This window comes from Bradyrhizobium sp. URHC0002, from assembly GCF_054059515.1.
The window spans coordinates 6,837,638-6,858,521 of the sequence record NZ_JBSSCF010000001.1 but is presented as its reverse complement, the minus strand read 5'-3'; the positions used below and the strand labels follow the sequence as shown (position 1 = coordinate 6,858,521).

The following is a 20,884-nucleotide window of genomic DNA, read 5'->3' as shown; positions in this document are numbered from 1 at the left end:
TCGTCCGTGAAATATCCTGAAGCGGTTGATTGGCAATAATAATTGCGAGAATTCCATCGATTGGATTTACCGGAAATTGGGGCTCTGGCGTCGATTTTCTTGCAAATTGCAGTTTGGGATTCCCTCGAATCCGAAGCCGTGATTCTCTACGCTCAAACGCAATCGGAGGGAGTTCGATGCGGCCACGGGAGCGGCGGGAAAGCGGCAAACAGGATCTGTTTCGTTCGCGGCTCGACCAGGTCATCAACATGGATCACGCACTGGCGAAGCTGGCGCGGACGATCGACTGGGGCTTTCTGGAAGAGAAGTTCGGCGCCGTGTACGCCGACGGCTCCGGGCGGCCGCCGCTGCCGACCCGACTGATGGCGGGGCTCGCGATTCTCAAGCACACCTACAACCTGAGCGACGAAGTGGTGTGCGAGCAGTGGATCGAGAACCCGTATTACCAGTACTTCTGCGGCGAAGAGTTTTTCCAGCATCGGCTGCCGCTGGATCGCTCCTCGATGACCCACTGGCGCAACCGCATGGGCGAGGAGCGGCTGCAGGCGCTGTTGCAGGAGAGCCTAGCGGTCGCAACCAAGACTGGCGCGATGAAGCCCGGCGATCTCGCCCGCGTCATTGTCGACACCACGGTGCAGCCGAAGAACATTACCTTCCCGACCGACGCCAAGCTGATGAACCGGGCCCGCGAGAAGCTGGTGAAGCTGGCCAAACAGCAGGGTGTGAAGCTGCGGCAGTCTTATGCGCGGGTCGGCAAGTTCGCCCTGATCCAGCATCAGCGTTACGCCCATGCCAAGCAATTCAAGCGCGCCAACAGGGCGTTGCGCAAGCTCAAGACCTATCTGGGCCGCGTCATCCGCGACATTGCCCGCAAGATCGACGGCAACCATGGGCTCGAGGCCAGCTTCGCTCTCCTGCTCAGCCTTGGCCGACGGGTACGAGCGCAGGAGCGCGGACAGCGCGGCCCCAAGGTCTACAGCCTGCATGCTCCCGAAGTGGAGTGCATCGGCAAGGGCAAGGCCCACAGGCCTTACGAGTTCGGCGTCAAGGTCAGCGTTGCCACCCCCCTCAAGCATAGCAAGGGCGGCCAGTTCGTCGCCCATGTCCAGGCGCTGCCCGGCAATCCCTATGACGGCCATACGCTGGCTGAGGTGATCCCGGGGATCGAAAAACTCGTCGGCACCACGATCGAGCGGCTCCACGCCGATGCCGGCTACCGCGGCCACAATGCGCCGGCCGACTACATGTTCAAAATCTACACCTCAAAACAAAAACGCCGCGTCACCCCGGCGATCAAACGCGAGATGCGCCGACGCTCTGCCGTCGAACCCGTCATCGGCCACCTCAAGGACGAGCACCGAATGGGGCGCAACTATCTCGCCCACCGCAAAGGCGACCTCAACAACGCCATCCTCGCCGCGGCCGGCTACAACTTCCGACGCCTCATCAAGTGGCTCAGGATTTTGTTGTGCCTCATCCTGACAGCCATCTTCCCGAAGCCAAAACTAGCGACTGCCTGAAAACGTAATCTTCACGGACGACGCATTAGCGCGATCGGGCTCTGCTAGCCATTAGCTGCGCATGGCGGCGCGGAAGCCTGCGAAGCTCAGCGTGCCTGCCACGGCAACGGCAATCCAGCTCGCCCAGAACGGCACATCAACGCCATTCAAGGTGACCGACCACCCCATCGCAATCCGGATCAACTGCAGAAGTGCGATCAGGGCAAAGATGGTGGCGGCAAGTGTGCAAAAGGTTCTTGTGGTCATTGCCGATCTCCGATGGTCCGCGAGAATGTGCTCGTCCCCGCATCCAAAATGGGGAGGGACCGGCGCAGCGGTCGCTCGCCTTGAGCAGGGAAGTTCTGGAGATAACTAGAGCGACCGAAGCCGTTCCAAGAGGAATTATGCTCGCTTAATCAAATTTCGCAGTCGACTGAATTCAACGCCTTACGCAAGCCACCAAACGCGCTCAGCCGACAGGGCTCGGTGTTGTTGGTGGCCCTTGAACGCTCGGAAAGGGCAGTTCGCTTGATATCGCTTGGCTTTGGCTTCGACTTAGGAGGGGCAGCGGCAGCGACCTTCTTTGATTTGGGATCGTGCCGATGGCGGTTGATAACCCTCGGGGGCTCCGAGGAACCGATGCTGGTGCCTTCCGACGGAGAAATGCGTTCGTCGACTGGAGCAGGCTGCGCTGGCGTCTCGCTGCTCGCAGCAGTAATTTCAAGTCGATCAGCCTTCGCCAACGCACCATGTGAATCGGAAATGCCTACGCCTGTCTCGGCAAGGGGCTGGACGACCGCTACTGCACTGCGCGGTGAAGTTCCGAGTTCCATTGCCGCCAGTACGCCAACACCCAATGGGATGAGGAGGCCCAGCAACACCATTCTCAGCATGATGTCCTCCGGCTCAAATTTGCGCCGCTGAAATTCTCCGATCTAATGAGGCAACTTGGCGGCGGCTGACTTAACAACCCGCCCCTCGTACAGGGTGTTTGCCGACAGGGTTAATTTGTACGCCGGCGACACTCTCTCAGGAAGTGGGCCTGGGGCTGGGTGCGCAGGCGGGTGAAAGCAGATTGCGTCAGGTGGCGACTGAAGCGGGCTTCGGACGCTTCCGCCGCGCGACCGAGACGCCGGTCAACATGATCTTCGAAGTGCGTTGACCTATCTGATGTCGCCGATCGGCCATCGCGTCCGATATCAGCGTGTCTGCTTCTGCGCCGCTCTTGGAGGCCAGGCGGACAGGATATGAGTCCACGCCCCTAGTTCGCAGCCGCGCGGCGCTTGTGGCGGCCTGCGACGTCGGGATAGCCGTGCAGCATCACCTTGTCGGCCTGCACGCCCCAGCTTTCCAGCCGATCCAGAAAACTCATGCCGAGCAGGTTGGTCTTCATCTGCCCGCGCGGCACCACCAGCGCCGGAATTGATTTCTCGACGAGCCCTCCGACCGCGAGGCGATCGAGCGTCAGGCGCGCCGCCTTGGTGTGGCCGCCCGCGGTTTCGACGTCGACATTGTATTCGAGCATCTCGATCGGCAGGCCGATCGCCTTGGCCGTCTCCCAGGTCAGCACCACCGACGTCGCGCCGGTGTCGATCACCATCGGCGCCTTGACGCCGTTGATCTTGGCATGCAGCGCGAATTCGCCGGCCTTGCCACGCGCGATCTGCACGGCGGGCGCAGGCTCCAGGCTGTGTTGCCGCAGCATTTTCGTGACCGAGTTGCTGGCGCGCACGATCTGGTCCGGATCGCCATAGGCGACGACGGCGCCGGCGGTGGCGGCGAGCATCGCTAGAACGAGCATGATGCGGATCACTGCGCGCCTCCGCCGGTTCGTCCCAGGATTAGTCTCGGGATCAGCCGTGCTCGGCGCGCGGCGGCATCTGCACGAGTCCGGCCTCGGCCATGCGTGCCGCAAGCCCTTCCATCACGGCTAATCGCTCCGCTGTCTCCATGCGGTGCCAGCGCGCGATCTCCGGCAGCGTTCGTCCGCAGCCGAAGCAGAGTTTGGTTCTGGGGTCCATCATACAGACTGCGATACACGGCGTTTCTTTGCTCATTTATCGATAGTGAAATGGTTTGCGTACCCAACGCAAGGGCTCCAGCTACAGACCGGTTCCTGCGCTCATGATCGGTTTGTGACGCGTCCGCCGCTTGTCGTCGGCGGCCGTTGCGACGGTGGGTTCCGGCTGCAGGGGCGGGGCCTCCTCGGCCATCGGCGCCAGCGCGCTCATCACGCGCTCCGGCGGGAAGGTGACGATGACTTCGGTGCCGATGCGCAATTTCGATTTCAGCGTGAAGGTACCGCCGTGCATGTCGATCAGGCTCTTTGCGATCGGAAGGCCCAGCCCCGCGCCCTGTTCGGCCGACTTGATCGAGTTGGAGCCCTGGCCGAACGAAGCCAGCACGATCGGAATCTCGTCCTCGGCGATGCCGGAGCCGTTGTCCTTGACGCTCAGATATTGGCCGCCGGAAGCGGTCCAGCCCACCTTGAGCCAGATCTCGCCGCCTTGCGGGGTGAACTTGATCGAGTTGGACAGCAGATTCAGCACGACCTGGCGCGTGGCGCGTTCGTCGCCCCAGATCCTGGGCATGCCGTGCTCGAACACCTCGTGGATGGTTATGCCGCGGTTGGTCGCGCGCAGCTTCAACAGATGATGGCAGTCGGCAACGACGTGCACCAGCGACACCGCTTCCTCGTTCAGTTCGTAGCGGCCGGCCTCGATCCGCGACAGATCGAGAATCTCGTTGATGAGATTGAGCAGATGAACGCCCGAACTATGGATGTCGGCAGAATATTCCTTGTACACCGACACCGTATGCGCGCCAAAAATTTCGCTCTTCATCACCTCGGAGAAGCCGAGGATCGCGTTCAGCGGCGTTCGCAGCTCATGGCTCATCTGCGCCAGAAAGCGCGACTTGGCGACGTTGGCGGATTCGGCGCGGTGCCGCGCTTCGTCCGAGATCGCCTTGGCCTGTTCGAGTTCGCCGATCAGCGCGTCCTTTTCGGCGCGCGCTTCCAGGGTCGCCAGCGTCGTCGAATGGAGCTGATGGGCGAGCAGGGCGAAATAGGCTTCGGCGGCGACCGCAAGCAGCGCGAGCGCGTAATTGTCGAAGGTACCGCCCATGATGAAATTGAGCGCGATCGCGGCCGTCACCGGCGCGGTCGCCGCCATCGCCGCGATCGGGAGCGTCGCCGCCAGCATGCTCGACACCGCGATCACCAGCAGCATCAGGAACATCATCATCGTGTTCGAGACGACGTCGAGGCCGGCCGGATGCAGCAGGATCGCCGTCCAGCACAGGCCGTAGAGCAGGTCGAGCAGCACGAACCGGGTTTGCCATCTGCGCGTGGCGGCCAGCGAGGGTTGCTCCCGGAGGAAGCGCCAGCAGTTGCGGATGATGGCGGCATGGATGCAGAGCATGCCGACGGTCCAGACCGCGGCCGGCACGGCGTACTTCCAGAGGCCGAACAGCACGCCGGTCGCAACCACCAGCAGCATGACGACAAAGGAGGCCGATATCCGGGTCTGGGCGTATTGCCGGAGCAATTCGGTATCGAAGGCCGGGCGGGTGCCGCTCGATGACGTTAACCGATCCCGCGCCTCGCGCACCCGCTGCGCCGCCACGCGCCGGGTGTTGACCGGCGCTGTGACCGGCGCTTCTGCCGGAAGCTGGACAACCTCAGGCTTTTCTGCGGGGTTACTCATCGAACAACACAAATCCTGCCCGCGAACCGCGCGGGCTTTTGCATTGTCTATCTGTGCCGCTAAATCATTAAGCGATGACTTAAAGAGCTAAAAATATCCGTTAACGGGAAGTTAAAATTAACCTGTTCCCGCAAGGGAACCCCGCTTCTGCAGGGACAAGAAGCGGGGCCCGTTCAGCTACTTTAACCGGTTTTTTTAACTCACCGCTCCAGCCGGGCCATCAGGCTCGACGTATCCCAGCGCTTGCCGCCCATCTTCTCGACCTCGGCGTAGAACTGATCGACCAAAGCGGTCACCGGCAGGTTGGCGCCGTTGCGGCGGGCCTCAGTGATGCAGATCGAGAGATCCTTGCGCATCCATTCGACCGCAAAGCCGAAATCGAACTTGCCCTCGTTCATGGCCTTGTAGCGGTTCTCCATCTGCCAGGACTGTGCCGCGCCCTTGGAGATGGTCTCGACCACGGCCGTAACGTCCAGTCCCGACTTCTTTGCGAAATGAAGGCCCTCGGACAGGCCTTGCACCAGACCCGCGATGCAGATCTGGTTGACCATCTTGGTGAGCTGGCCGGCGCCGGCAGGCCCGAGAAGTTTGCACATCCGCGCGTAGGCGCCGGCGATGATCGGCTCGGCCGCGGCATAGGCGTCTTCCTTGCCGCCGCACATCACCGTTAGCACGCCGTTTTCCGCGCCCGCCTGGCCGCCGGACACCGGCGCGTCGATGAACTTGAAGCCTGCCTTGGTGGCGGCGGCGTCGAGCTCGCGGGCAACCTCGGCGGAGGCAGTGGTGTGGTCGACGAAGATGGCGCCCTTCTTCATGCCGGCGAAGCCGCCGTCGGCGCCGATCGTGACCGCGCGCAGGTCATTGTCGTTGCCGACGCAGCACATCACAAAGTCCTGACCTTCGGCCGCTGCCTTCGGCGTCGGCGCGGTGCGCCCGCCGAACTTGTCCGCCCATTCCTTCGCCTTGGCGCCGGTCCGGTTGTACACGGTCACTTCGTGGCCGCCTTTTTTCACCAGATGTCCTGCCATGGGGAAACCCATGACGCCGAGACCGAGAAAAGCGACTTTAGCCATGTGTGTTACCTTGAAGTTTTGCCGGCGACATTGGGCTGGCCGGACGGGTGTTTTTGAGGGAGCCGCACCATACAAGCTGCGCAGGGCAGGGCAACGCCTTCGTTTGGCGGGCGGGGGCGGATCTGTGCTAGGATAGGACGCTGAAGAACCTCACAAAAAAGGGAGTGACATCGCATGGGCGTCAGCGTGGGCGTGCTCGACCATTTCAACATCCGGACCCGCAACCTTTCCGACACGGTCCGTTTCTATGAAGACATTCTGGGCCTGGAAAAGGGCGCCCGGCCGAACTTTGCCTTCCCCGGGGCGTGGATGTACAGCGAAGGCAAGGCGGTGGTGCACCTCGTCGATATCTCCAGGACCGAGGAACCGCAGAAGCCCGATTCCGGCGTCGTCCACCATGTCGCGTTTGCCAGCTACGGCTTTGACGGCATGAAGCGGCGGCTGGAGCAGAAGGGCATGGCATATGACTCCCGGCAGGTGCCGGGCGGCGACCTCTGGCAGATCTTCGTCAATGACCCCAACGGCGTCATGATCGAGCTGAACTACGAGGCCGCCAAGGAGCAGGGCGTCGCGGCGCCGGCCGAGCGACGGGACGACGTCGGAGCGAGGTAGCCTTTTGCGCTGAACCGCTCTATGGGTCGCATCGGACGAGCATGATCCGGAAAGGTCGGCACCGGTTTTCCCTCGCGACAAACGCGGAAGCGTTTGCGCGGAGATCATGCTCAAATCAAAGAGATAGAGCGGATGGTGTTTCGGAGAAATATCATCACGCTCTAGCGCTTTGCAACGAGGCCCGCTTTTCGGATGTGCGCCGAGGGGAAGCGGGTCGCGTCAAGAAAGCGCGTCAATACAAGAGAGTAGAGCCTGGTTCTCACTTAGAACCGAAAGGGCTTCAGGAGATCCTCGAGTGAGCGTTACGCAGCAACAGGTTCTGGATTCCCTCAAACAGGTGGCCTCGCCGCGTGGCGTGCCCTTGACCAATGCCAACGTGCTGTCGGCGATCTCGGTCACCGACGGCAAGGTGTTCTTTTCCATCAACGTCGACGCTGCGGAAGCCCGCGCCTGGGAAAGCGTGCGCGCGCAGGCCGAGGCCGCCGTGCGCGCGATCCCCGGCGTCACTGCTGCGATGATCGCGCTGACGGCTGAGCGCAAGCCCGGCTCGCCGCCACCTGCGCCTGCGCCGCATCGGCACGCGCATGGCGTGCAACCGGCTTCCGCGCACCGCCCGCCGCAAGGCGGGGCGTCGCCGATGTCGAAACAGGCGGAGATCCCGGGCGTTGCCGCGGTCATCGCGGTGGCCTCGGGCAAGGGCGGCGTCGGCAAATCGACCACCGCGCTCAACCTGGCGCTGGGTCTGCGCGATCTCGGCCTGCGCGTCGGCCTGCTCGATGCCGACATTTACGGCCCGTCGGTGCCGCGGCTGACCGGCATCAATGAGAAGCCGCAACTCAATGACGACAGGAAGATGATTCCGATTCAGCGTTTCGGCCTTGCCATCATGTCGATCGGCTTTCTGGTCGAGGAAGACACCGCGATGATCTGGCGCGGGCCGATGGTGATGTCGGCGATCACCCAGATGCTGCGCGACGTGGCGTGGGGAACGCTGGATATTCTGGTCGTCGACATGCCGCCCGGCACGGGCGATGCGCAATTGACGCTGGCGCAGAATGTGCCGCTGAAGGGAGCCGTGATCATCTCGACCCCGCAGGATCTCTCGCTGATCGACGCGCGGCGAGGACTCGCGATGTTCAAGAAGGTCAACGTGCCGGTGCTCGGCATCGTCGAGAACATGAGCTACTTCCAGTGCCCCGAGTGCGGCACGCGCTCGGACATTTTCGGTCATGGCGGCGCGCGGCATGAAGCAGAACGGCTGGGTGTCCCGTTCCTGGGCGAGATTCCGCTGCATATGTCGATCAGAACTACCTCCGATGACGGTAACCCGGTGGTGGCGAGTGAGCCGGACGGCCCGCATGCCGCGATCTACCGGGCCATCGGGACCCGGGTTCGCGACCAGCTTCAGGGCGCGATCGCCGCGGCCTGAGGCCCTTATCCGTTCCCCCTAAGACTTTGGTTTAATCAGTGCAGTCATGCCTTTGTCGCGTATTCGATAGCCAACTTCCGTGTTAAAGCCGCCCCGCCAGAGCGCCCCGGATGACGTGGAATTCGCCCGCCGGAGGACGTGCTCGAGGAATATGGGAAACGCCCCGTCGTAAGGAGAATTGAATGAAGCGTCGTGATTTTTTGAAGGTTTCAGCGGCCGGTGCTGCCGCGACAGCCGTTGCCTCGCCGGCGATCGCGCAATCATCGCCTGAGATCAAATGGCGCTTGACGTCGAGCTTCCCGAAATCGCTCGACACCATCTATGGCGGCGCTGAACAGGTGTCGAAATACGTCGCTGAAATGACCGACAACAAGTTTCAGATTCAGGTGTTCGCGGCCGGCGAAGTCGTTCCGGGCTTGCAGGCGCTCGATGCGACCTCCAACAACACCGTCGAGATGTGCCACACCGTCTCGTATTACTACGTCGGCAAGGATCCGACCTTTGCGATCTTCGCCTCGGTTCCGTTCGGCCTCAACGCGCGTCAGGCGAACTCCTGGTGGTATCAGGGCGGCGGCGAGGCACTCGGCAACGAGTTCTTCAAGAAGTTCGGCGTGATCGGTTTCCCCACCGGCAACACCGGTACCCAGATGGGCGGCTGGTTCCGCAAGGAGATCAAGACGGTTGCCGACCTGTCGGGCCTCAAGATGCGCATCGGCGGCATCGCCGGTCAGGTGTTGCAGAAGGTCGGCGTGGTGCCGCAGCAGCTCGCCGGCGGCGACATCTATCCCGCGCTCGAAAAGGGCACCATTGACGCGGCCGAGTGGGTCGGTCCCTACGACGATGAAAAGCTCGGTTTCGCCAAGGTTGCGAAGTACTACTACTATCCGGGCTTCTGGGAAGGCGGTCCGACGGTCCACTCCTTCGTCAATCTCGACAAGTGGAATTCGCTGCCGAAGAACTACCAGGCGATCCTGACCAACGCGTGCGCCAACGCCAACACCTGGATGAATGCGCGTTACGACATGCAGAACCCGACGGCGCTGAAGCGTCTGGTCGCCGGCGGCACCCAGCTTCGTCCCTTCACCAATGAAGTGCTGGAAGCCTGCCTGAAGGCCACCAACGAATTGTGGGCCGAAATTTCGGGCAAGAATGCCGACTTCAAGAAGTCGATTGACGCGATGCAGGCCTACCGCTCCGACCAGTATCTGTGGTGGCAGGTTGCCGAATACACCTATGACAGCTTCATGATCCGCTCGCGCACGCGCGGCTGATTACGCCTTAAGTCGTAGAAAGCAGCCCGGCCTTCGCAAGAAGGCCGGGCTTTTTCGTTTGTCCGTATAGTTCGGGATGGAAATCGGGAACCGGTTGTTCCATGCTGGCGGTGAAGGCCTCGCCAAGAAGGCCATGACACGCATCACCAACAGGGATGGATTCGATGAAAAGAAGAGATTTTCTTAAAGTCACAGGCATTGGCGCGGCTGGCGCCGCAACGCTGGCGGCTCCTGCTATTGCCCAATCGATGCCGGAACTCAAATGGCGCCTGACAGCAAGCTGGCCGAAATCGCTCGACACCCTGTGGGGTGCGGTAGAGGTGATGGCCAAGCAGGTTGCCGAAGCCACCGACAACAAATTTCAGATCCAGACTTTTGCTGGCGGCGAAATCGTTCCCGGCCTGCAGGTTCTCGATGCCGTGCAGAACGGCACCGTCGAAATGGGTCACACCGCGTCCTACTATTATTTCGGAAAGGACCCGACTTTTGCCTTTGGCACCGCTGTGCCGTTCGGACCCAACCAGCGCATCAACCAGGCGTGGTACATGCTGGGCGGCGGCAGGGAGCTGCTCAACCAGTTCTACAAGAGCTACAACGTCACGTCGTTCCTGGCGGGCAACACCGGTTGCCAGATGGGCGGCTGGTTCCGCAAGGAAATCAACACCGTCGATGACCTCAAGGGACTGAAATTCCGCATCGGCGGCTTTGCCGGTCGCGTGTTGCAGAAACTGGGCGTCGTGCCGCAGCAACTTGCAGGCGGCGACATTTATCCCGCGCTCGAAAAAGGCACGATCGATGCGGCAGAATGGGTCGGGCCCTATGACGACGAGAAGCTCGGCTTCAACAAGGTCGCGCCGCATTATTACTACCCCGGCTGGTGGGAGGGAGGCCCGATGCTGCTCGGCATCGTCAACCTGGACAAATGGAATTCGCTGCCGAAGTACTATCAGAGCGCCCTCGAGCAGGCAGGCCATTCAGCCAATAGCTGGATGATGGCCAAATACGATCAGCTCAATCCGCCGTCGCTGAAGAAGTTGCTGGCGGGTGGCACCAAGCTGCACAGCTTCTCGCCGCCGATCATGCAGGCCTGCCTGAAGGCGACCAAGGAACTGTATGCCGAAACGTCGGCGACCAATCCGAACTTCAAGAAGGTGCTGGAGTCGATGAACTCGTTCACGACCAACGGATACCAGTGGTTCCAGGTCGCCGAGCTCGGTTACGACAGCTTCATGGCGCGCAATCCGCAGAGCTGATCGCGTCTTATCAAGTCCGACAAACAGAAACCCCGGGGCGAAAGCGCCGGGGTTTCCGCGCCATCGACTATGTCTTGAAGCGATCGGCCGGGCTGGTTGGCTCGCCCTGGCCGGGGGCGAGCACGGGAAGTGTCATGTAAATGGTCGTACCCTTTCCCAAAGCGGAGACGAGCGTGATCCTTCCGCCGAGCTGTTGCGTCACGAGATTATGCACGATGTACAGGCCGAGCCCGGTACGGCCCTGCGCACGTCTGGTGGTGAAGAACGGATCGAAGACGTGACGCTGAACTTCCTCCGGAATGCCGTTGCCGTCATCCGAGAAAATGATCTCGACCTGTTCCATGCCGAGGCGACGCGCCTTGATCAGCATGTGTCCGCCAGGTCCATCGGTGAAGCCGTGAGTGACGGCGTTGAAGATGAGGTTGGTCAGCACCTGTCCGTAAGCGCCCGGGTAGCTGTCGAAGGTGATGTCAGAGGGTATCTCGACTGCAAGTGAACCTCGGGATTTCGGCAGACCCGGCCGCACACTGGCCACGATCTGCTCGGTCGTAAGTTTGAGGTCAAACGTGCGCCGGTCAGCGTGGCTGCGATCGGCGGCGACTTGCTTGAACGATTGAATCAGTTCTCCGGCGCGCTGGAGATTGGCGACGAGTTGGTTTGCAGCGTCGCGACAAGCGTCGGAGAACTCTGTGAGCAGGGAACGGCGCACCGGGCCCGAGACGATCTGGTCGGCGAAGTTCGCGGAGCGGTGTGCGAGCGTCGAGGCCACGGTGAGGCTGTTGCCGACCGGCGTATTGATTTCGTGTGCAACCCCCGCGACGAGACGGCCGAGTGCGGCTAACCTCTGGGTTTCGATGAGATAGCGTTGCGTTTCGCTGGCGCGCAGAGCTGCCTCGGCCAACCTCCGCTTCTCCCGGGTTTCGGCAAACAGCGCGGCAAGAACCGATGCGCTGATCGTCACAAGTAGAATGCTGAGTTGTGCCGCCTGGACGCGGTCGGCGACTGAAAGAGCCGGATTGCCGAAATAGCCAATGCCAAAGGTGGTCGTCCAAACGATTGAAAGGCTAACGATGAACGCGGCCGCCGCGGCGAAAACCGGCCGGCAACGAGCCGCGAGCCATAGCAGCGGTGCGAACAACACGGCGACCGGCCCAACGGTCGCCAAAAGCTCCGACTGCAGGAAAATGCTAAGTCCGCTCACCACGGCCAGCGCCGCGACCGCCAACGCACCTTCGACGAGCTCGCTCAGCGGCGGCCGATCGCGCGAGGCCGAGGCAAGCTCTATCAGCAACGGTGCAACCGTGATTATTCCCAGTCCGTCCGATGCGAACCAATGCTGCCAGGTCGTCAACATCGGCGTCGTCGTGCTGTGAAACAGTTTGTAAGCTAGAGTCCCGCCGATCCCAGAGACGGCGGCCCCAATGATCGCTGCCGCTGCCAATCCCAGCACGTTGCGCAGCTTGTCCAGTCTGAAATCCGAGCCGAAATATTGCTCGATGAGCCACGCCGCGAGCACAGCTTCCCCGGCATTGCATAAGGCAAAGAGAACGGCGCTCCAGAGATTCCGGTCGCCAAAGAGATTCGCTGCGATGGTTGCAGCCATGGTGCCGGCAACGACCGGCCATCGCGCCCGGGACCCGAGCGCGATCAGGGCGCCGGCGGATACACCTGCGGCTGGCCAGAAAACGGCAACACCCTCTGGTTTGGTCAGCAGAGCAAGGCTAAGCCGCGCTGCTACGAAATAAACGATGCCCACCGCGACAGCGAGCCCAATCGAGCCAACCCATCGTGTCAGGTCGATGCCGGCGGACAGCTCATGCTGAACCCGCCGTCGTAGGTTCTGCCACACCCGGTGCTCCTTCCCCACATGGTCCTATTTAGCACAGGAATCGCGTGACCTGCCGCCATTGCACGCGAGGCGGGCTCCGAAGCTCGGCAATTCGGCTAATGAGCAGCGCTGGCCATTGGATTTCAGCGCGATGCCCTGGTCTGCATGGCAAATGGAGGGAACTTTCGGTTCCTCCCGGCGTCATCTAAAGTGACGTGACAAGGCTTGGCGCGGGAGGGTGCCATGTCGAAGACCCGCATTGGAATTGCCGTTGTCGTTCTGGCAACCCTGCTGTCGAGTTCGGCCCTGGCAGGAGTGCGTCTTGGCATCAGTCCCCTTGGGGTCGCGCGCTTCGCAGTCACGCGCGTATTGTCACTGGGGGGATTACATCACGGTCGTGCCCTTGCTCGTCATGGCCAAATCCGAACGACTTCCGTCAGATCGCAAAACGTGCGCAACGCTATGGATTCCGGGCTTGGCAACCCGGCCGTGCGCAAGCAAATCGCCGCGGCTACAGCGCTGGCGGGCTGGCACGGCGGTCAAACCGCGAAGGGTTGGTGGCGACACGGCGACGGTGGATATGGATGGGTCGGGCCGCTGTTTTGGCCATTCGCCATTTACGATATCAACGACTACATCATCTGGGGTGAGGGCACCGGCTTCTGGGACTACGGTTATCCTGACGTCTATGCCGCGATCTTTGCGCCTTACGGCCGTGATGATCTCGCAGCCTATTCGGGACCGAGCCCACACGGCCGAAGGCATCGCAGAGTCCCTCCGCTACAGCAGCTATGCGGGGATGACGGCCGCGAAATTGCCGGCCTCTCCATCAATCAGATTCAGCAGGCCATACAGCCGAATGAGGCGCAGCGCGCCGCTTTGGACGATCTTGCCAACGCATGGGTCTTCGCCACCCAGATGATCCGGGCGTCGTGTCTGACGCAGACGGCGTTTACCGCACCGAACCGGCTGGCCGCCATGCACCAGCGCATCGGAGCGATGAGCCAGGCAGTGTTAGTCCTGCGGCAGCCGCTGGGGAAATTCCATGACCTGCTGGAAGAAGAACAGGAAGCACGGCTCGATGCACTCGCCGAGGATCGACGCAGGACGTCCACCGCAAGCGGGATCACGGAAGCGTCTGCACAAGGTTGCGGCGCGGCGCAACCTGCCGTGTTGCAATGGCCGGCGGACGAGATCGAGGCCAGGCTACACCCGAACGACACTCAGCGCGCGGCTCTTAAAGTGCTGCAGGACGCCAATGCCAGGGCTGTCGAGATCCTGACCGCCGAATGCCAGCCGAAAGAGGCGATCACACCACCCGCTCGCCTTGACGCAGTGGAGGTGCGGCTCGCTGACATGCAGCAAGCGGTCCATCTGGTGAGCGCCGCGCTCGAGAGCTTCTATGCCACGCTAAGCGACGAGCAGAAGGCGCAGTTCGAGGCGATCGGGCAAAAACGAACGGCGTAATTTCCCGATCGGTTGCCATTGCTGAGCCACGGCCCGATCCAGAGGAGTGGTGCGTCACCACGGTCACGGCTTCGCGAAGTTCAAGAATGACTTCTTTCCGCGTGACTGTCCCCCTCCTGCGAGGACCCTAAACCTATACAGTCAGCAGCGTCGTCGGGGTGGCTGGCCTCGCAATTCTCTTCGGGAGCTACCGGGGGGCCTGGCCAAAGCAAGAGCTGCTTGCGCATCTCGGCGAGGCGCGCACGGCAAAATTCGCGGTAAAGCACGTCAAATATAGTGGGCATGATCGAACTCCGTGTTTGATCATCGCCGTTATCACGCTTCTACGGCATCTGTTGGCGTGCAGGATGTGAACTAGATCACACGGTCGCCAAGGGATTTCGCGACGTTCGGTGATGCCGACTTTTGACCCATTCTGTAGTCGGCCTCTAGGCAATCGTGCATCTGGTCGTTTCCAATTCCAGCCCTCAGCACGACCAGACATCGGACGTTCATACGGCAGATCGGATGCCTCGCGGGTCGATACCTCGGTTCGAGGCGACGTAGTCGATCTCGCCCCGCGCAATGCCGATATCCTTGAGCTCCCAGTCCGTCAGGTCGTTCAAGGCCGTCCGCAATCTCTCGCGTTTGCGCCACTCCTGAAATGCGGTCCAATATGTTTCCAAAGGACGGTAGACCTGCCGCTTTGCAGTTGCCGGTCCCAGCCCTGTTGCACCATACGTCGTACTCATGGCGGTATTTCCGGGTGTGTTTTCTACCCAGGTGAGGGTGCCAGGGTGCGAGCGAGCCCGCTTGACATTCGGCTTACATTTTCCTCACCGGCGGCTTATTCTTTGCGTGCGGCGCTAGAGCCCCGATGATCGGAGGCCGCCTGAGGGATTGGCAGCTTGCGCTATCTCTTCGAGGAGTACGCATTCGACACTGACCGGCGCGAGCTACATCGCGGGGCCGACGTCATCTCGATTGCACCACAGGTGTTCGACCTGCTTGATTATCTGATCCGCAACAGGGAGCGGGTTGTCAGCAAAGACGACGTCATCAACGCCATTTGGAACGGTCGTACCGTCTCCGATGCGGCGCTTACGACGCGCCTGAACGTCGCCCGGAGCGCGATCGGCGATTCCGGCGAGGAACAGCGCCTCATCAAAACACTGCCACGTAAGGGCTTCCGTTTCGTCGGACCAGTGCGGGAAGCGCAGAGGCCCGAAAGCGTGGCGATCACTGACAACCCGATAGAACCGCCAAAGCCCACTCTGGCGCTCCCCGACAAACCCTCGATCGCCATTCTCCCCTTCACCAATTTAAGCTCCGATCCGGAGCAGGACTACTTCGCGGACGGAATGGTGGACGACATCACCACGGCGTTGTCGCGGTTCAAGTCGCTCTTCGTCATCGCACGCAATTCGAGCTTTGCTTACAAGGGAAAATCTGTCGACATTAAGCAGGTGGGGCGGGACCTGGGTGTCCGCTACGTGCTGGAAGGCAGCGTCCGTAGAGCCGCTGGAAAAGTTCGCATTTCAGGACAGCTAATCGATGCAACAACCGGCGCGCACCTTTGGGTCGATCGATTTGAAGGTGAGATGGAGGACATTTTCGACCTGCAAGACAGCGTAACCCAGCAAGTTGTTGGAGCCATTGCGCCGGAAATCGATCGTGCAGAGATGGAGCGAGCGAGCCGAGGAACAAGCGGCAACATCGATGCCGTGACCGAGACTTATCGGGGCCTTCCCCACATTCACTGGCCCACAAATCCGAAGAATAACGACGCCGCTCTTCAACACTTCAAGAACGCGATAGCGATTGATCCGACCTTTGCGGCCGCCTACGGCGGCGCTACGGCATGTTTATTGTGGCGACGAAACAATCGGTGGCCTGCCGACATTGCGGCTGATGATACGCAGCTTTTGAGCTTCGCCAAGCATGTTCAGGAGTTGAACACGGATGACGCACTCGCTCTGAGCACTATAGGCTATGCGCTCTTCCATAATCATTTGGACTGTGATGCGGGAATCGAACTGGTTGACCGGGCTATTCGGTCAAATCCAAACTACGCGCCCGCGTATCGACGGAAAGGATGCTTGCAAGTCTGGGACGGTGGCTCGGATGCAGCGATTGCTAATTTTGAGCACGGCATGCGTCATAGTCCGCGTGATCCACTTTCCTTCATTTCGATGATCGGAATTGCTTTTGCGCACTTCAATGCTTGCAGGTATGGAGAGGCGGCAGGCTGGGCGGACAAGTTTATCCGAGCGTCTCCTTGTTACACCGGGGGGCTACAAGTAGCGATTGCGTGCTACGTGGGTGCGGGAAGGTTGGAAGACGCTCAAAGGTTAGCGGCCGATTGCCTCCGGCTCTCGCCCGGTTGGCGTCGTGACCCAGGTGCGAGATATGGTGCACGTTCGCCCGAAGTCCGAATGAAATTTCGCGAAGCGTTCGTGAGGGCTGGGCTACCAGAATAAGTGCGACGCGCCATCTTCCGCGCATCACGCCCCAGTTTTGGATCGCGGCCCAGCCGACGTCCTGCATCGGCACCTTTCAGCCTGCCATGCGCGCCAAAGCGACGGGCGTCCACCGACGCCCATCGCTTTACGAGTTTACGCCCTTGTCACTGTTTAGGCCCGCCGAAATCGAGCGGTGGCAGTTCGATCTGCGGCACCTCGATCTTGACCTTGCTGAGATCGACGTCGAGCGGCTTGTCGAGCAGGGCGGTCACCACGACCGGGAAAGCGATCACGATCGCCACCATGATCGCCTGCAGGCCGATCCAGGGCACGGCACCCCAATAGATGTCGGAGCTCTTGACCTCCTTGGGTGCCACGCCGCGCAAGTAGAACAGCGCGAAGCCGAAGGGTGGATGCAGGAACGAGGTCTGCATGTTGACGCAGAGCATGACGCCGAACCAGATCAGCGCGGCATCCGGCCCGACGACCGGCGCAAGTACCTTCTGCGCGATCGGCGCCACCATTGGCAGGATGATGAAGGCGATCTCGAAGAAGTCGAGGAAGAACGCCAGGAAGAATATGAAGAGATTGATGAAGATCAGGAAGCCCCACACGCCTCCCGGGAGCGAGGTCAGATGGTGCTCGAGCCAGACGCCGCCGGAGACGCCGAGAAACACCACTGAGAAGCACGTCGAGCCGATCAGGATGAACACCACCATGGTGGACAGGCGCATCGTCGACTCGTAGCCCTGCTTGATCAGGTCGCGCAGGTCGGGGATGCGCACGGCTTCGAGACAGAGCCAGACGACGGCGAGATAGACCACCGCGAAGCTCAGCTTGAACAATTTGCCCTCGCCGAGCATCACTCCGATGATCGCGCCGATGCCGGTGGCGGCGATACCGATGAGGAGCATCTTGTGCCCCTTGCTGCTCAAGTCCTTGTGGTGGATCGCGGCGAGCACGATGGCGCCGATCGCCCCCATCGCGCCGGCTTCGGTCGGCGTCGCAAGGCCGAGCATCATGGTGCCCAGCACCACAAAGATCAGCACGGCCGAGGGGATGATGCCCATCAGGCATTTGCGCCAGAGCGGCCAGCCCGTCAGCGTCCGCGCTTCCTTTGGAACCGCAGGGACGTGGCTTGGCTTGAAGATGCCGAGCAGGAACGTGTAGCCGGCGAACAGGGCGATCTGGAGCACCGACGGCCCCCACGCACCGAGATACATGTCACCGACCGACTTGCCGAGCTGGTCGGCCATCACGATCAGCACCAGCGAGGGCGGCACCAGCTGGGTGATGGTGCCGGATGCGGCGAGCACGCCGGTGATGTAGCGGACGTTATAGCCATAGCGCAGCATCACCGGCATTGAGATCAGCGCCATGGCGATGACCTGCGCGGCCACCGTGCCGGTGATCGCGCCGAGGATGAAGCCGACGATGATGACGGAATAGCCGAGGCCGCCGCGGATCGGGCCGAACAACTGGCCCATCGAATCCAGCATGTCTTCGGCGAGACCGCACCGCTCGAGCACGGAGCCCATGAAGGTGAAGAACGGGATAGCCAGCAGCAATTCGTTGGAAAGCACGCTGCCGAAAATGCGGCCCGGAATGGCCTGCAGGAAGTTCAGGTCGAAGAAGCCGAGATGGATCGACAGGAACCCGAACGACAGCCCGAGCGCGGCCAGCGTGAAGGCCACCGGAAAGCCGATCAGCATGGCCAGAATCAAGCCGCCGAACATCAGCGGCGGCATCATTTCCAGCGTGATCATTGGGTCGGCCTCTCGTATTTCGCATCGATCACGACATAACCCTTCAGTGCAGCGATGCGCTTTATCACTTCGGAGACGCCTTGCAGCGCCAGGAAAAACGAAGCCCACGGGAACGACGAGCTTGATCGGCCAGCGCAGCAGGCCGCCGGCGTTGCTCGAGGTCTCGCCGACGGCGTAGGCCTGCATGAAGAACGGCCACGACAGATAGCTGAGCAGCAGGCAGGACGGGATCAGGAAGAACAGCGTGCCGATCAGATCGAGCTTGAGCTGGCCGCGCTCGGACAGCATCAGATAGAGAATTTCGACGCGCACATGTTCATTCTTCTTGAACGTATAGGAAGCGCCGAACATCACGAAGACGGCGAACATGTACCACTGCAATTCAAGCCAGGCATTGGAAGAGTAGCCGAACGCGTAGCGGATCATTGCATTGGCGGCGCTCACCACGCAGGCTGCGAGCACGAGCCAGTTGCAGACGCCGCCTAGTTTCTCATTGAGCCAATCGATAGAGTTACTCAGTGCCAACAATGGGCGCATTACGCTCTCCTCGGACGCGTCATCGACGCGCGCCGGATGTCTTCATTGATATTGCGTTGCCATCTCGCGCCGGGGGCCTGGAGCCGCCGTCCAGCACCGAACGCGCAGGTTCGCTCCCGCGCGAAAAACGCGCGAGGTCGCAACTCTTTCGCAGATGCGATTGCAACGATAAGTCCTCCCCCGTCTCGCGCTACCGCCGTCTTGACTGCAACCCTAGGGATGCAGCGGCCTGTTCCGGCCGTGCTGGCGTGAAGCAGCCGCACCATTTCAGCGCGCCGCGGCGGCGTCAATTGGAAAATGGACAGATTGACGCGGGGACCAATTGATTGGCCGGCCTGATAAATCCGCGCTTGGGTGATCGATAAATTAAATCGGCGAACTCAGCCGCCGGTCACGCTCATGTGGCGCGAGACGCTCGGGCGGTTATGCCGGCGGTCGATGATGAAGTCGTGGCCCTTCGGCTTCAGCCCGATGGCGCGATCGATCGCGGCCGACAGCAAATCGTTGTCGGCGGAGGCTCGCAGCGGTTTGCGCAAATCGGAGGCATCCTCGTGGCCGAGGCAGGTGTGCAGCGTGCCGGTGCAGGTGATCCGTACCCGGTTACAGGACTCGCAGAAATTATGCGTCATCGGCGTGATGAAGCCGAGCTTGCCGCCGGTTTCGCCGACGCGGACATAGCGGGCTGGACCGCCGGTATCGTCGTCGAGGTCGGTCAGCGTGTAGTGCTGGGCGAGGCGGGCACGCAGAAGCGACAGCGGTACGTACTGATCGATGCGCCCTTCGCCGATGTCGCCCATCGGCATGACTTCGATCAGCGTCAGCGCCATGCCCTTGCCGTGCGCCCATTCCATCAGCGAGGGGATTTCCTCCTCGTTCATGTTCTTCAGCGCCACCGCGTTGATCTTGACCGCAAGGCCCGCGTCGCGCGCGGCTTCGATGCCGGCCAACACCTTGTCGAGATCGCCCCAGCGCGTGATGGCGCGGAACTTCTGCGCATCGAGCGTGTCGAGCGAGACGTTGACGCGGCGGACGCCGCAGTCGCGCAATTCGCCGGCGAAGCGCGCCAGTTGTGAAGCGTTGGTGGTCAGCGTCAGTTCATCGAGCGCGCCGCTTGAAAGATGCCGCGACAGCGAGCGCACCAGCGACATCACGTTGCGCCGGACCAGCGGCTCGCCGCCGGTGAGACGGATCTTGCGCACGCCCTTGGCGATGAAGGCCGAGCACAGCCGGTCGAGTTCTTCCAGCGTCAGGAGATCGGCTTTCGGCAGGAACGTCATGTCCTCGGACATGCAGTAGAAGCAGCGCAGGTCGCAGCGATCGGTCACCGACACGCGCAGATACCGGATGGTCCGGCCGAACGGATCGACCATCGGCTGGAACCGCTGATCGGATGAAGTCAACAAGGAACCGCTCATAACCTGCCTTGCTGGTTTCGGCGCGGGGCTGCCCGCGACGTCGCTGGCACAATCTAGGCACCTTCCTGCGCGCCTACAATCCGCAACCTGCCGGAGCAGGGTGCTGCGCGGTCAGCGCGCAGCGGGCTGCGCCGGGGCAGGGGCAGGGGCAGGGGCCGGCGCCGCTGCCGCCTTGGGTGGCTTCGGATTCTTCGGGCGCATCGGCTTGCGCACCTTCGGTGGCGGCGCGGCCGGCGTGAGTTCGGCGAACACCGGGCTCGGCTCGATGATGGTCGTCGGCGGCGAGGCAGAATCGCCGGGATTGCGGATTACCTGGACCGGAACCGTGACCGGCTGGAACTTCGGGCTAGCGAAGGTGACAGAGAAGCCGGCGTCGGGTGCGGGCACGTCGATCGAGCAGGGGGTTTTGCAGGACGGTCCGAGCGAGGTCGTGGCATCCGCTCCCGGCGGCGCCGATTCCAGCGCAACCTTCACCATCGGCGGTGCCGGCGTGAAGGAATCAAGAGAAAACGACGAGCAGCCGGCGAGGCTCGCTCCGGCGACGGCAATCGCGATGACACGATGCATGGTCGATCACCCTGACTTT

At 61.6% G+C, this 20,884-nt stretch carries 18 protein-coding genes and 2 pseudogenes; 8 read left to right on the top strand and 12 right to left on the bottom strand.

The window, feature by feature from the left end; translation table 11 throughout:
• Positions 1-176: 176 nt before the first annotated feature.
• A complete protein-coding gene (locus ACVWVY_RS33555) occupies positions 177-1,520 on the top strand; it encodes an IS5 family transposase (protein WP_456624781.1) in 1,344 nt (447 codons plus the stop codon).
• Between the two features lie 51 nt (positions 1,521-1,571).
• On the opposite strand, the gene ACVWVY_RS33550 is transcribed toward ACVWVY_RS33555, so the two are convergent.
• Positions 1,572-1,766 carry a hypothetical protein gene (locus ACVWVY_RS33550; RefSeq protein ID WP_456630396.1) on the bottom strand — a complete coding sequence of 65 codons (195 nt, stop codon included), beginning with the start codon at positions 1,764-1,766 and terminating at the stop codon, positions 1,572-1,574.
• A 149-nt stretch (positions 1,767-1,915) separates the two neighbouring features.
• Positions 1,916-2,392, bottom strand: coding sequence for a hypothetical protein (locus ACVWVY_RS33545; RefSeq protein WP_456630395.1), 477 nt, complete (start codon positions 2,390-2,392; stop codon positions 1,916-1,918).
• Between the two features lie 110 nt (positions 2,393-2,502).
• On the opposite strand from ACVWVY_RS33545, the pseudogene ACVWVY_RS33540 reads away from it, so the two are divergent.
• Positions 2,503-2,661, top strand: a pseudogene (locus ACVWVY_RS33540) (SAM-dependent methyltransferase); the annotation flags it as partial.
• A gap of 99 nt (positions 2,662-2,760) precedes the next feature.
• Here ACVWVY_RS33540 and ACVWVY_RS33535 read toward each other — a convergent pair.
• From ACVWVY_RS33535 to ACVWVY_RS33520, 4 genes are all read right to left on the bottom strand, one after another.
• Complete coding sequence (locus ACVWVY_RS33535) at positions 2,761-3,312, bottom strand: TIGR02281 family clan AA aspartic protease (protein WP_456630394.1); 552 nt, start codon at positions 3,310-3,312, stop codon at positions 2,761-2,763.
• Between the two features lie 40 nt (positions 3,313-3,352).
• Positions 3,353-3,556 (bottom strand): DUF1289 domain-containing protein, encoded by a 204-nt coding sequence (locus tag ACVWVY_RS33530; protein WP_212420533.1) that lies wholly within the window; start codon positions 3,554-3,556, stop codon positions 3,353-3,355.
• A 45-nt stretch (positions 3,557-3,601) separates the two neighbouring features.
• A complete protein-coding gene (locus ACVWVY_RS33525) occupies positions 3,602-5,206 on the bottom strand; it encodes a sensor histidine kinase (protein ID WP_456630393.1) in 1,605 nt (534 codons plus the stop codon).
• Between the two features lie 200 nt (positions 5,207-5,406).
• Positions 5,407-6,354 (bottom strand): NAD(P)-dependent oxidoreductase, encoded by a 948-nt coding sequence (locus ACVWVY_RS33520; protein ID WP_456630392.1) that lies wholly within the window; start codon positions 6,352-6,354, stop codon positions 5,407-5,409.
• Between the two features lie 99 nt (positions 6,355-6,453).
• Between ACVWVY_RS33520 and ACVWVY_RS33515 the strand changes: the two genes are divergently transcribed.
• From ACVWVY_RS33515 to ACVWVY_RS33500, 4 genes are all read left to right on the top strand, one after another.
• Positions 6,454-6,891, top strand: a complete 438-nt coding sequence (locus ACVWVY_RS33515; RefSeq protein WP_456630391.1) for a VOC family protein — start codon at positions 6,454-6,456, stop codon at positions 6,889-6,891.
• 295 nt (positions 6,892-7,186) lie between these two features.
• Positions 7,187-8,320, top strand: coding sequence for an Mrp/NBP35 family ATP-binding protein (locus ACVWVY_RS33510; RefSeq protein ID WP_456630390.1), 1,134 nt, complete (start codon positions 7,187-7,189; stop codon positions 8,318-8,320).
• 182 nt (positions 8,321-8,502) lie between these two features.
• The gene (locus tag ACVWVY_RS33505; RefSeq protein ID WP_456630389.1) at positions 8,503-9,591 is read left to right on the top strand and encodes a TRAP transporter substrate-binding protein; all 1,089 of its coding nucleotides are present in this window, start codon (positions 8,503-8,505) and stop codon (positions 9,589-9,591) included.
• A gap of 164 nt (positions 9,592-9,755) precedes the next feature.
• Entirely contained in the window at positions 9,756-10,844 is a 1,089-nt protein-coding gene (locus ACVWVY_RS33500; protein ID WP_456630388.1) for a TRAP transporter substrate-binding protein, read from the top strand.
• A gap of 67 nt (positions 10,845-10,911) precedes the next feature.
• Here ACVWVY_RS33500 and ACVWVY_RS33495 read toward each other — a convergent pair whose 3' ends face one another.
• Positions 10,912-12,693, bottom strand: coding sequence for an MASE1 domain-containing protein (locus tag ACVWVY_RS33495; protein WP_456630387.1), 1,782 nt, complete (start codon positions 12,691-12,693; stop codon positions 10,912-10,914).
• Positions 12,694-12,915: 222 nt separating this feature from the next.
• Between ACVWVY_RS33495 and ACVWVY_RS33490 the strand changes: the two genes are divergently transcribed.
• A complete protein-coding gene (locus tag ACVWVY_RS33490) occupies positions 12,916-14,139 on the top strand; it encodes a Spy/CpxP family protein refolding chaperone (protein ID WP_456630386.1) in 1,224 nt (407 codons plus the stop codon).
• Positions 14,140-14,630: 491 nt separating this feature from the next.
• On the opposite strand, the gene ACVWVY_RS33485 is transcribed toward ACVWVY_RS33490, so the two are convergent.
• Complete coding sequence (locus ACVWVY_RS33485; RefSeq protein WP_456630385.1) at positions 14,631-14,870, bottom strand: DUF1127 domain-containing protein; 240 nt, start codon at positions 14,868-14,870, stop codon at positions 14,631-14,633.
• Between the two features lie 156 nt (positions 14,871-15,026).
• Between ACVWVY_RS33485 and ACVWVY_RS33480 the strand changes: the two genes are divergently transcribed.
• Entirely contained in the window at positions 15,027-16,598 is a 1,572-nt protein-coding gene (locus ACVWVY_RS33480; RefSeq protein WP_456630384.1) for a winged helix-turn-helix domain-containing tetratricopeptide repeat protein, read from the top strand.
• Between the two features lie 146 nt (positions 16,599-16,744).
• Here ACVWVY_RS33480 and ACVWVY_RS33475 read toward each other — a convergent pair whose 3' ends face one another.
• The 4 genes and pseudogenes from ACVWVY_RS33475 to ACVWVY_RS33460 form a co-directional block, all read right to left on the bottom strand.
• On the bottom strand, positions 16,745-18,346 hold the full coding sequence (locus ACVWVY_RS33475) for a TRAP transporter large permease (protein ID WP_456630383.1): 1,602 nt from the start codon (positions 18,344-18,346) through the stop codon (positions 16,745-16,747).
• Positions 18,343-18,883, bottom strand: a pseudogene (locus tag ACVWVY_RS33470) (TRAP transporter small permease subunit). The gene ACVWVY_RS33475 and the pseudogene ACVWVY_RS33470 overlap by 4 nt, the downstream one beginning before the upstream one ends.
• Before the next feature lie 380 nt (positions 18,884-19,263).
• Positions 19,264-20,253 (bottom strand): GTP 3',8-cyclase MoaA, encoded by a 990-nt coding sequence (moaA, locus tag ACVWVY_RS33465; protein WP_456632375.1) that lies wholly within the window; start codon positions 20,251-20,253, stop codon positions 19,264-19,266.
• Positions 20,254-20,409: 156 nt separating this feature from the next.
• Positions 20,410-20,865 carry a hypothetical protein gene (locus tag ACVWVY_RS33460; RefSeq protein ID WP_456630382.1) on the bottom strand — a complete coding sequence of 152 codons (456 nt, stop codon included), beginning with the start codon at positions 20,863-20,865 and terminating at the stop codon, positions 20,410-20,412.
• Positions 20,866-20,884: the final 19 nt, after the last annotated feature.